Source organism: Spongiactinospora gelatinilytica (assembly GCF_003236385.1).
In the GTDB taxonomy this organism is placed as follows: domain Bacteria; phylum Actinomycetota; class Actinomycetes; order Streptosporangiales; family Streptosporangiaceae; genus Spongiactinospora; species Spongiactinospora gelatinilytica.
In genome coordinates this window covers 1-11,700 of the sequence record NZ_POUA01000248.1, presented here as the reverse complement: position 1 = coordinate 11,700, position 11,700 = coordinate 1, and the positions used below count along the sequence as shown (strand labels likewise).

The following is an 11,700-nucleotide window of genomic DNA, read 5'->3' as shown; positions in this document are numbered from 1 at the left end:
CCCCCCGCCCTTGCCCACCGGCGAACAGCGGATGTGGTGGCCTGCGATGCTCCCTGCCGGGAAAATCCAACCGGAAGCGCCTTGGCGGCGCCGGCCGCCGCGAGGTCACTGGCTCGGGCCTCCAACTCGGTCGGCCCGCCGCCGGAACGGGGACGCCTCGCAGACGGGGGCCGGCAAGCCGACGGCCGTTCCTTCTCGGCCGGGCGCGGGGCCATCAGGGCCGACCCGCCATGGCCCGGCTGCCGCCCCGGGGACGTCACACCCTCGTACCCAGGTGTTCGTCTCGCTGCTTCCAGGTCTTTACGGGCCGACATACGTATGATTTCATATGTCGGACAAACAGGGATCCGACCTATAGGCGGTCCGCTCCGCACACCGTTGGCGGCATCGAAGCAGCGACCCTGCGCCCGACGGGCACCACAGGCGTGGAGCGAACATCACCACTCAACTAATCGGGGAGCTCTAGGGCCCTCTCGCGCCCTCAGATCTAGCCTGGAGGACTCTCCATATGGGGACGAAACTGATTGTCGCCACAGCCGTGGCATTGTTGGCTGTTTCGACCGCCTGCTCCAGCGCATCCGGAAAACCTGGCGACCTAAACCCCGGCTCCACCAGCACAGCGGCGGGCCAGCCCGCCCAGAATGTGGCCTGTCCCCCCACCGACAAGGGCGCGATCGACAAGAACGCGACCTTCACCTGGATGTACAGCGTCGCGAACACGAGCTTCGACCCCGACAAGGTGACGACCAGCAATAGCTGGATGTACCTCTTCCCGATCTACGACACGCTGACCCGCCTGAACGCCAACGGCGAGCCTGAGGCGATGCTGGCCAAGAAATGGGAGGTCGGCGACGGCGGAAAGACCCTCACCCTGGAGCTCATCGAAGACTGGAAGTACCACGACGGCACGCCGTTCGACGCCAAGTCGGTCAAGGCCAACCTGGACCGGCACCGCGCCAAGGGCTCCTTCAACGAGCAGGCGCTGTCCGACGTCAAGAAGGTCGACGTCAGCGGCGACAGCACCGTCAAGATCACGACCGGCCACGGCGCCGCGCCGCTCATCAGCATTCTGGCCAGCTCGGCGGGCATGATGATGAGCCCGGCCGTGTTCGACGACCCCAAACAGGCCAACATGCCGACCGGTGGGTCCGGCGCGTTCAGGGTGACCGGGTACGACCCCGCCACCAAGGTGGAGTACACCGCGGTCAAGGACTACTGGGACCCGGACGCGTTGAACGTCGCCAAGATGGTCTTCCTCATCTCCAGCAGCGACAACGCGCGGCTGAACGCCGTCATGACCGGCCAGGCGGACGCCACGTTCCTGCGCTCGGCCATGTACCAGCCGGCCAAGGACGGCGGGCTGGTCGTCTGCCAGAAGCCCAGCCTGGCGAGCTTCACCATCGCCCTGAACACCTCCCACGCGCCCTTCGACAAGAAGGAGGCGCGGGAGGCGCTGAACTACGCGATCGACCGTAAGTCGATCAACCAGCTCATGCAGGGCTTCTGCCAGCCGGGCGTTCAGATGTTCCCGACGTCCTACTACGCCTCCGACCCCGACCTGACCGCCGACAAATACCCCTACGACCCGGCGAAGGCGCGCGAACTGCTGAAGGCCGCCGGCGTCCCCAGCGGTTTCGAGTTCACCCTCGAAACCGACAACCTGGAGTCCTACACGAGCGTGGCCGAACTGATCCAGGCCAACCTCCAGCAGGCCGGGATCAAAATGAAGATCCAGCCGGTCGAGCTGCCGAAGCTCATGGAGAACTTCTCGGTCAACAAGACCGCCGACGCCGTGATGGTTCAGCAGAAGGCCGACGCCGATCCCAGCATCCAGATCGCCGCGTTCTATCTGAAGAACGGCTTCAGCAACCCCGGTAACTACACGAACGCCAAGGTCATCGAGCTCGATGCCGAGGCGAAGGCCGCGCAGAGCAAGGAAGAGCGCGCGGCCGTGTACAAGAAGCTGTTCCAGGAGGCGCACGCCGACGCCGCACCCCCCGTCACCCTGTGCCATCTCAACACGCCGCTGGCGATGACCGGCAAGGTGCAGGGCGTCGAGGTGTACGTCGACGGTTCGCGCCAGTTCCGCGGAGTCGCAATCAAGAAGTAACGGCCTTCCGGGCGGCCGGCCGGTGAGTCGGCCGGCCGCCCGGAAAGGAACGGAGAACTCACGTGCTTCGTCTTCTCGGCGCCCGGCTGCTGACCATGGTCCCGTTGCTGCTCGTCGTCAGCTTCCTGATCTACGGGCTGATCGCGCTGGTCCCCGGCGGCCCGGAGACCGCGCTGGCGGGCAGCAACCCGACGCCGGAAAAGCTGGCCATGGTGCGCGAGCAACTCGGCCTCAACGAACCGTTCCTGGTGCAGTACTGGAACTGGTTCTCCGCCGCGGTCCAGGGTGACCTCGGCAAGTCATTCGTCAATGGGCAGAGCGTCTGGTCCGCGATCGCGGGCGGATTTCCGGTGACGCTTTCGCTCGTCATACTGACGCTGCTGATCGCGGCGGTCCTCGGGCTGGGGCTCGGCCTTGCCGCCGCGCTGCGCCCGGGAAGCTGGATCGACCGCACCGCGACGGTCATCGCCAGCCTCTTCATGTCCCTCCCGTACTTCTGGGTCGGAATGATGCTCGTCCTGGTCTTCGCCATCGACCTGCGGGTTCTGCCCGCGATCGGCTACGTGCCGTTCGCGCAGAGTCCCACCGACTGGTTCCTGCACCTGATCACACCGGCGTTCGCCCTGGCCATCGTGCCGGTCGCGGTCGTCGCGCGGCAGACCCGCGCCGCGGTGACGGGCGTGATGACCGAGGACTACGTGCGCACCGCCGAGGCCAAGGGGCTGCGGCCCGTGCGCCTGGTCGGCAAGCACGTGCTGAAGAACGCGGCGGTGCCGGTCGTCACGGCCTTCGGGGTCGAGGCGAACCGGCTCATCGGCGCCACAGTGGTGATGGAACAGCTCTTCGCGCTACCGGGAGTGGGAAAACTGACGTATTTCTCGGTGTTCTCCCGCGACTTTCCGATGGTGCAGGGAATTCTGCTGATCACCGCCATTCTGATCATGTTCGTCAACCTGGCCGTCGATCTGTCCTATGGCTACTTCAACCCGAAGATCAAAGCGACATGACACAGAATCAGGGACTGCATTCCACCGAACCCCCGATAATGACGGCGGGTACGATGCCAAGGCCGAAAAAGCCGGAAGAGCCCGCCGTGCGCCGCAGGCGTGCGGGCCGGTTCGGGCAACTCGCCCGCAGGTTCGCCGGCAACAAGCCGGCCCTGGCCGGCGGGGTACTGCTGTTCGTCATCCTCGTCGTCACCATGGGCGCCCCGCTGTTCGCCCCCTACACACCTGAACAGATCAACATCGCCGACCGGCTGTCCGGCCCGACGCCGGCGCACTGGCTCGGCACGGACGCCCTCGGCCGGGACACCCTCAGCCGCCTGCTGTTCGGCGGGCAGGTCTCGCTCGCGGCCTCCGCCCTGTCCGTGGCCATCGCCACGCTGATCGGCCTGCCGCTGGGCATCCTGGCCGGGTACGTCGGGCGCGGCCCCGACTGGCTGCTGAACCGGGCCTCCGACATCCTGATGACGTTCCCGGCGCTGGTGCTGACGATCGCCATCATCGCGGTGGTCGGCCCCGGGCTCACCACGGCGATGATCTCGCTCGGCATCGTGTACTCCGCGCGGCTCTTCCGGGTCATCAGAAGCGCGACGCTGGTGGTCCGGCAGGAGGTCTACATCGAGGCGTCGATCAGCATCGGCACTCCGGGCCGCACGATCCTGTTGCGGCGGATCCTGCCGAACGTGCTGCCGCCGCTGCTGATCCAGATCTCGTTCCTGCTGGCGTCCGCGCTGCTGGCCGAGGTGACGATCAGCCTGCTCGGGCTCGGCGCGCTGCCGCCCACCGCGAGCTGGGGCAGCATGCTGGGCCAGGCGTTCGCGGAGATCCGCGGCACGCCCTCGCTCGCCGTCTTCCCGGGCATCGCGATCGCGCTGGCCACGCTCTCCTTCAACCTGGTCGGCGACGGCCTGCGCGACTCGTTCGGCCGCGCGACGAGAAAGGCGGAAGGGTGACCGGTACCGAACCTTCCGGCAGCCTGCTCAGCATCGAGGACCTGCGGATCGACTTCGTCACCGACCGCGGCTGGGTGAACGTCCTCAACGGCGTGTCGTTCGACATCGGCAAGAACGAGATCGTGGTGCTGGTCGGCGAGTCCGGCTCCGGCAAGACCGTCACGAGCCTGTCCGTTCTGGGGCTGGTCCCCCGGGCGCACAGCCGCAAGACCAGCGGGCACATCTGGTACGACGGCAAGGACCTGACCGAGCTGCCCATCGGCGAGCTGCGCGACATCCGCGGCAACGAGATCTCGATGATCTTCCAGGAGCCGATGACCAGCCTCAACCCGGCGTTCACCGTCGGCGACCAGATCGCCGAGGCGTACCGGCGGCACCGCGGCGGCAAGAAGAAGGCCGCGCTGGCCCGGGCCGCGGAGATGCTCGACCTGGTCGGCATTCCCAATGCGGCGGCCAGGCTGCGCGACTACCCGCACGAGTTCTCCGGCGGCATGCGGCAGCGGGCGATGATCGCCATGGCGCTGATCTGCGAACCGCGGCTGCTCATCGCCGACGAGCCGACCACCGCCCTGGACGTCACGGTGCAGGCCCAGATCGTCGAACTGCTCATCCGGCTGCGCGACGAGACGGGGTGCGGGATCTTGTTCATCACCCACGACCTCGGCGTGGTGGCCGAGCTCGCCGACAAGGTCGTGGTGATGTACGCGGGCGAGGTCGTCGAGACCTCCGTCGCCCGTGACCTCTACATCCAGCCGAAGCACCCCTACACCGAGGGGCTGCTGGCCGCGATGCCGCAGCAGGGCGTCCGCGGCGAGGAGCTGCCCACGATCCCGGGCCGTACCCCCGAGCCGTGGAGCATGCCGAGCGGCTGCCGGTTCGGCCCGCGCTGCTCGCACGCGGTCGAGGAGTGCGGCAAGGCCGTGATCCCGCTGAGCGTGGTGGACAACGGCCGCTCGTGCCGCTGCTGCCGCAGCGGTGACCTCGCGCTGGGAGGTGTCCGGTGAGCAAGCGGCTGGTCGAGGTACGCGACGTCAGCGTCGTGTTCCACAAGAAGGCGATGTTCAAGAAGACGCGTACCGTCGAGGCGGTCAAGAGCGTCAGTTTCGGCATCGACACGGGTGAGACGCTGGGCCTGGTGGGCGAGTCCGGTTCGGGCAAGTCCACCACCGGCCGGGCGGTGCTCAAGCTCGTACCGGTGGCCTCCGGCGACATCACCGTGGCCGGGCAGAATCTCACCGATCTGAACGGCCGGGCGCTGCGCAGGGCCCGCAGGCGAATGCAGATGGTCTTCCAGGACCCCTATTCGTCGCTCGATCCCTCCGCGACGGTGGCGGCGAGCATTTCCGAGCCGCTCATGGTCCACGACCATGTCTCGGCCCGCGCGGCCCGCACCCGGGCGCTGGAACTCATCGAACTCGTCGGCCTTCGGGCGAGTCACGCCGACCGATATCCGTACGAGTTCTCCGGCGGCCAGCGGCAGCGGATCGCCATCGCGCGGGCCATCGCGCTGAATCCCGATTTCATCGTGTGCGACGAGGCCGTTTCCGCGCTCGACGTGTCCACCCAGAACCAGGTCATCAACCTGCTGGAACGGCTGCGCACGGAGTTCGATCTGGCCTATCTGTTCATCGCGCACGACCTGGCGATCGTCCGTCATATCTCGCATCGGGTCGCGGTGATGTATCTCGGCAGAATCGTCGAGAGCGGCCCCGCCGAACGCGTTTACAACGAGCCGGCCCACCCGTATACCCAGGCGCTGCTGTCGGCCATCCCCAATCCCAGCCCGCACCGGCGGAGCGAGCGCAGAATCGTGCTCGCCGGTGAAGTCCCGGACCCGGCGCGGCCCCCGTCGGGATGTCCCTTCCGGACCCGCTGCGCATTCGCCATGGACATTTGCGCGGAGCGAATGCCCGAGCACACGGCGATCGACGGCGGCGGCGAGGTCGCGTGTCATCTGCAAACAAGTGGCCCGGAACTCTCCGGGGCGCCCCTGGGCGACCTGACCGCTGCGGCGATACGTCCCGCATGAAGTCGTCTTGGCTGGTAGGACCACATTAATGTGGCATTTCTTACAGCCCGTGGAGATCAGCTTCTCCTTGACGGCGACTTATCGGCAGACGTACTATTACATACGTCGGACAAACTCTAGGGAGCCTTGGTGGACCGTAAGCTCGACCTGGCCATCGAACGCCCGACCGAGTCCGTCCCGGAAATGGTCGTGCGGCGGATAAGCAGGGCGATCGCCGATGGCCTGCTGCCCCCCGGCCGACAGCTCACCGAGCGCGAGCTCACCGAGCTCACCGGCGTCAGCCGCACGTCGGTGCGCGAGGCGATGCGGCACCTTCAGACCCTCGGTCTGGTGGAGGCCTCGCCGAGCCGCGGAGTGCGGGTCGCCGTGCTCGGCAGCGCCGAGGTGCGGGAGATCTACGAGGTGCGCGACGCGCTGGAGCCGGCCGCCGCCGAGCTTTTCGTGCTCAGGGCGACCGACGACGAAGTGGCCGCCCTGGTGGAGAAAGTGCAGCCGCGGGCGACCGGAGACGAGCGGCTGCGGGCGATATTCGAATTCGACGAACTGCTCGTGGCCGGCGCACGTAACACGCTGCTCGCCTCCATGCTCTCCCCCCTGCACACCCGCATTCACGCGCTGCGCAGCCTTTCTGTGACCATTCCCGGTCGCCGGGAGGCGTCCATCAAGGAATACCGCGATCTCGCCGACGCGATCGTGGACCGCTCGCCCGAGCGGGCGGCCGAAGCATCGCATCGGCACGTCAGGGCGGCCGCCAAGGCCGCGCTGGAAGCCGTGAAGATCCTCGAAAAACAACGGCAATGACCCTTTGCCGACCATGAGCCCGCGTCCGGCCGGCGTCGCACCATGACGCCGGACCCGGTCACGGGCGATCGACCGCGCCCCGCGCCACCACCTGGCGCGGGCAGGTGCGGTGACCTCCCCTGGCCGTGCGGAGATACGCGCCTCCCAGCCGGCCGCCGGAGCCACTCCGGAGATGCGGCGCGGCCCGCCCCCGCCCATCACGAACAGCGAAGGCTGAATACTGATGATCGCGAAAGACGTCGCAATCGTAGGTGTCGGCTCGTCCAACTTCCACGAACTCTACGCGGAGAAGGACGCCTCCAGAGATCCGTACGGACTGGCCGCGGACGCGCTGCGCGAGGCGCTGGACGACTGCGGCCTCGGCAAGAACGACATCGACGGCCTGCTGTGCACGAACCTCAAGTACGGCCGCATGGGCGACGTGATCGGCCTGCGAAATCCCAAATTCGTGCACGACCTGGAAGGCACCGGCCGCATGAGCGGCGTCTCCCTCCAGGAGGCGTGCGCGATCGTGCAGGCCGGCCTCGCCGACGTGGTGGCCGTCGTTTACGCCACCGTCGGCCGGTCCGTCGGAATGAAGTACGGCGGCGAGGACGGGGGGCCGACCACCGCCTACGACACGATGTACGGAATGACCTCGACCGGCGCCTACGTGTCGCTGATGTACCAGCGGTACCGGAAGATGTACGGGGTCCCGGAAGACGCCCTCGCGCCGCTCGCGATCAACAACCGCTACAACGGGGCGCGCAATCCCCGCGCGGTCTTCCAGCGCGAGATCGACCATGCCGAGTACATCGGCTCGCGGTTCATCGCCGAGCCGCTGCGCAAGCTGGACTACTGCATCATCAACGACGGCGCGGTGGCGTTCATCGTCACCTCGATCGACCGGGCGAGGTCGATGCGCAAGAAGCCGGTCCGAATCGCCGGAACCGCGGGCATGGCCGAGCTGAACAACCACTACACGAGCCCGGACTTCTATTTCGCGGCCTGCCGTGGCGTGGCCGACCGGCTTTACAAGGAGACCGGCCTCGGCCCGGACCAGATCGACTGCATGCAGGTGTACGACAACTTCCTGCCGACGATCCTGTTCACCCTGGAGGGATTCGACCACGCCCCGAAGGGGAGCGCGTGGGAATGGGTGGCGGACGGCACGATCGGGCCTGACGGATCGCGTCCGCTGAACACCTCCGGCGGCCACACCAGCGAGAGCTACATGCAGGGTTTCGCGCTGCACGTCGAGGCCGTACGGCAACTGCGCGGCGAGGCCGGCGACCGGCAGGTCCGCGGCTGCCGGACGGTGCAGTACATGTGCGCCTCGCCGATCGTCACTTCGCACATCTTCACGATCGACTAGCGGGGAGCGGACGATGAACGTCGAAGCCTACGCCAGGCTGTTGCCCGATATCACTGCTGCGAACAAGCCGTTCTGGGACGGCTGCGCCGCCGGTGAACTGCGCCTCCAAACCTGCACGGAATGCGACACCCACCGTTTTCCGGATGGGCCGACCTGCCCGAACTGCCTTTCCCGGTCTCATACCTGGCAGACCGTCAGCGGTACCGGGACGCTCTGGTCCTGGTTCACCATGCACCAGAAGTACTTCCCGGCCTTCGCCGACGAGATCCCCTATCTGGTGGCCTACATCAAACTCAGCGAGGGGCCGTTCATGATCAGCTCACTCGTCGATCCCCCCGCCGAACTCGAACTCGACCAGCCGGTGCGCGCGGTGTTCGGGCCGGACGCGACCGGGCGGCCCATCGTGCGGTTCACCGTCGAGCCCGTCGAGCCCGTCGAGCCCGCTTCTGGGGCGGTGACCCGATGAGCGAACCGCTCGTGAAGCACGAGAGCCTGGGCGACGGCATCGCCCTGATCACCCTCAACCGCCCCGCCAAGCGCAACGCGATGAGCCGGGCCGCGCGGGCGGCGCTGCTCGACGCGCTGGACGCCAGCCACGGCCCGGCCAAGGTCATCATCCTGACCGGCGCGGGCCCGGCGTTCTGCGCCGGGGTGGACCTCAAGGAGGCCGGCGCCGAGCCGCCGGACACCGACGCCACGGCCGAGGGCCGCCGCACGAGCTGGCACGCCGTACAGGAACGCATCCGGGAGCACCCCGCGATCGTCATCGCCGCGGTCAACGGATTCGCGCTCGGCGGCGGGGTGACCCTGATCAACTCCAGCGACCTGGCCATCGCCGCCGAGGACGCGCCGATCGGCATGCCGGAGGTCGGGCTGGGCTTCTACCCGGGCCTGGCCGGGCCGTCCACGCAGCTCCGGCTGAGCCCCAAGCGGGCCGCCTGGATGGTGCTGACCGCCGAACGCATCGACGGCCGCACCGCCGCCGACTGGGGCCTGGTCAACCAGGCCGTGCCGGCCGGCGAGCTGCTGCCCGTCGCGCTCGACCTGGCGGGCCGGATCGCCCGGCACAACCCCGTCGCGCTGGCGTGGGCCAAGCGCGCGCTGCGCGAGATCCCGATGCACATCTCCGACTGGTCCACCGCGCTCGCGTACGGCGAGAGCCTGAAGGTGCAGGTCCAGGCGCGCACCGGCGTCCTTGACGACGGGTTCGCCACGCCCCGGCGGACGGCCGGCGATGGCTGATCTCGGGCCCCCGCTCCCCGACCGCCCGCTGCGCGTGGTCGAGGTCTCCGAGGGGATCGCCGCGCAGGTCTGCGGACGGCTGTTCGCGGGCTTCGGGCACGTCGTCACCAAGTGCGAGCCGCCCGGCGGCGACCCGCTGCGGGCGGTGGAGCCCGTGGACGCGAGCGGCCTGAGCTACACGTTCGCGGCGCTCAACGCGGACAAGCACAGCGTCGAGGTGGACCTCACCGGCCACGGCGGCCCGCTGCACGGGCTGCTGGCGGACGCCGACGTCCTGATCACGGACCTGGGCCCGGCCACGGCGCAGGTCGCGGGGCTGTCCGCGGCGCGGCTGCGGGAGGAGTTCCCCGGCCTGGTCGTGGTGTCCCTGACCCCGTACGGCCTCGACGACCCCCGTTCGGACCGGTTCGGCGACAGCTTCCTGGCCGAGTGCGCGGGCGGCCTCGCCGCGATGGTCGGCGAACCGGACCGCTCGCCGCTCGCCCTGGGCGGCGAGCAGACCGCGCACGCCGCCGCGTTCACCGCGTTCTTCGGGGCGATGCTCGCGCTGCGCCGGCCCGGCGGCGACGTGGCCGACGTCGCGCTGTGCGACGTCGCCGCCTACATCGACTGGAAGAGCGACATCACCTACGCGCACAACGGCGCGGTGCCCACGCGCACCGGCGCGAGCGCCGGGATCTGGCGGATCCTGCGGGCCGCGGACGGCTGGGTCGGCGTGGTGTACCAGCCCGCCCAGTGGGACGCCGTGGCGGCGCTGGTCGGCGATCCGGCGCTGGCCGACCCTCGGCTGCGCGAGGACCGGGGCCGCTTCGAGCTGGCCGACCAGTGGTGGCCGGCGGTCGAGCGCTGGGCGGCCCGGCTGCCGATGCGGGAGATCTACGCGCTGGCCCAGCGGGCCGGGCTGCCGTTCGGCTACAGCGTGGACGTCGCCGAACTGGTGTCCACGCCGCAGTACCTGGAACGCGGGTTCATCTCCGGCGCCGACGCGGACGGCCGGCCGGGCATCGGCCCGATCGTGCGCTCCGCCGAACTCGGCTGGCGCAACGGCCCGCCCCCGGCACCGGGCCAGGCCGCCGTACCGGCGACCGAACCCGCCGCCCGCCAGGTCGCCGACCCCCCGCTGGCCGGGGTGACCGTGCTGGACCTCGGCACCATCACCGCGGGCGCGGCAACGGGCCGGCTGCTGGCGGACTACGGGGCCACGGTCATCAAGGTCGAATCGATGAACCGCCCCGACTCGTTCCGGCTGTGGCCTTCCACCCGCCCCGACGCCACCGACGGCGGCATGGAGGAATCGCCGCTGTTCGAGTCGAACAACGCGGGCAAGCTCGGCATCACCCTCGACCTGAAGACGGCGGAGGGCCGCGCGGCGATGCGCGAACTCGTGGCCACGGCCGACGTACTGATCGAGAACTTCACGGTCGGCGTCACCGAACGGCTCGGCGTCGACTACCCGACGCTGCGCGAGATCAACCCGCGGCTGGTCTATCTGTCGCTGTCGAGCCAGGGCCAGACGGGTCCGGAGGCGCGCGGCCGTTCCTACGGCTCCACCCTGGACCTGCTGTCCGGCCTGGCGTCGGTGACCGGTTACGACGACGGCCACCCGATCTGGTCGTCGGCCGACCTCAACTACCCCGACCAGATCGTGTCGTTCTTCGGCGCCGCCCTGGTGGTCTACTGCCTGAACCAGGAGGTGCGCGGCACGCATCTCGACCTGTCCCAGCGCGAACTGGTCACCTGGACGCTCGCCGACCGCATCGCGCGGTACCTGGACACCGGCGAGGTCGCCACGCCCACCGGCAACCGCCGGCCCGGCAGCACCCCGCACGACGTCTACCGGTGCGCGGGCGATGACCAGTGGGTCGGCATCGCCTGCCGCCACGACGCCGAACGCGCCGCGCTGGCCCGGCTGATCGGGGCCGGGGAACTGGCCGGACGGCCCGCCGGGTGGTGGCTCACCGAACACGAGACGGTGGACGCGGCGATCACCCGCTGGACCCGCGACCGCACGAAGGCCGACTGTGTGCGCGAGCTGACCGAGGCGGGCGTCCCCTGCGCGCCGGTGGTGTCGGCGGACGAGCGGGCCGGGGACCCGCACTTCCAGCTCCGCCGGGTGTTCCTTCCCGGCGTACCGCGCCGGAAGGGCTTTCCGCTGCGGCTTTGCGAGTACGAGCCCCCGGACCCCGGGCCCGCCCCCTCCCTCGGCC

Annotated in this window: 10 protein-coding genes; all 10 read left to right on the top strand. The window is 69.2% G+C overall.

The annotated features are described in order from the left end of the window. Positions 1-643 precede the first annotated feature (643 nt). Positions 644-2,110 (top strand): ABC transporter substrate-binding protein, encoded by a 1,467-nt coding sequence (locus tag C1I98_RS26305; protein WP_158558188.1) that lies wholly within the window; start codon positions 644-646, stop codon positions 2,108-2,110. Positions 2,111-2,172: 62 nt separating this feature from the next. Further along, positions 2,173-3,117 (top strand): ABC transporter permease, encoded by a 945-nt coding sequence (locus C1I98_RS26300; RefSeq protein WP_111170109.1) that lies wholly within the window; start codon positions 2,173-2,175, stop codon positions 3,115-3,117. Positions 3,118-3,170: 53 nt separating this feature from the next. Beyond that, positions 3,171-4,067: an ABC transporter permease gene (locus tag C1I98_RS26295; RefSeq protein WP_111170108.1), complete on the top strand. Its 897-nt coding sequence runs from the start codon at positions 3,171-3,173 to the stop codon at positions 4,065-4,067. Continuing rightward, complete coding sequence (locus C1I98_RS26290) at positions 4,064-5,071, top strand: ABC transporter ATP-binding protein (RefSeq protein WP_111170107.1); 1,008 nt, start codon at positions 4,064-4,066, stop codon at positions 5,069-5,071. Before C1I98_RS26295 ends, C1I98_RS26290 begins: the two co-directional genes overlap by 4 nt. Beyond that, positions 5,068-6,096: an ABC transporter ATP-binding protein gene (locus C1I98_RS26285; protein ID WP_233508195.1), complete on the top strand. Its 1,029-nt coding sequence runs from the start codon at positions 5,068-5,070 to the stop codon at positions 6,094-6,096. Before C1I98_RS26290 ends, C1I98_RS26285 begins: the two co-directional genes overlap by 4 nt. Positions 6,097-6,225: 129 nt before the next feature. Then, the gene (locus tag C1I98_RS26280; protein ID WP_111170106.1) at positions 6,226-6,897 is read left to right on the top strand and encodes a GntR family transcriptional regulator; all 672 of its coding nucleotides are present in this window, start codon (positions 6,226-6,228) and stop codon (positions 6,895-6,897) included. A 223-nt stretch (positions 6,898-7,120) separates the two neighbouring features. Then, positions 7,121-8,251 (top strand): thiolase family protein, encoded by a 1,131-nt coding sequence (locus C1I98_RS26275; RefSeq protein WP_111170105.1) that lies wholly within the window; start codon positions 7,121-7,123, stop codon positions 8,249-8,251. Between the two features lie 13 nt (positions 8,252-8,264). After that, positions 8,265-8,717, top strand: a complete 453-nt coding sequence (locus tag C1I98_RS26270) for a Zn-ribbon domain-containing OB-fold protein (RefSeq protein ID WP_111170104.1) — start codon at positions 8,265-8,267, stop codon at positions 8,715-8,717. Continuing rightward, positions 8,714-9,493: an enoyl-CoA hydratase/isomerase family protein gene (locus tag C1I98_RS26265; protein ID WP_111170103.1), complete on the top strand. Its 780-nt coding sequence runs from the start codon at positions 8,714-8,716 to the stop codon at positions 9,491-9,493. Before C1I98_RS26270 ends, C1I98_RS26265 begins: the two co-directional genes overlap by 4 nt. Then, on the top strand, positions 9,486-11,700 hold a 2,215-nt coding region (locus C1I98_RS26260; RefSeq protein ID WP_111170102.1), incomplete at its 3' end, for a CaiB/BaiF CoA-transferase family protein. The genes C1I98_RS26265 and C1I98_RS26260, both read left to right, overlap by 8 nt.

Excerpts from the sequence above, each read along its gene's own strand:
- C1I98_RS26295 (WP_111170108.1), top strand. The coding sequence starts at position 3,171 with ATGCCAAGGCCGAAAAAGCCGGAAGAGCCCGCCGTGCGCCGCAGGCGT.
- C1I98_RS26265 (WP_111170103.1), top strand. The coding sequence starts at position 8,714 with ATGAGCGAACCGCTCGTGAAGCACGAGAGCCTGGGCGACGGCATCGCC.
- C1I98_RS26275 (WP_111170105.1), top strand. The coding sequence starts at position 7,121 with ATGATCGCGAAAGACGTCGCAATCGTAGGTGTCGGCTCGTCCAACTTC.
- C1I98_RS26270 (WP_111170104.1), top strand. The coding sequence starts at position 8,265 with ATGAACGTCGAAGCCTACGCCAGGCTGTTGCCCGATATCACTGCTGCG.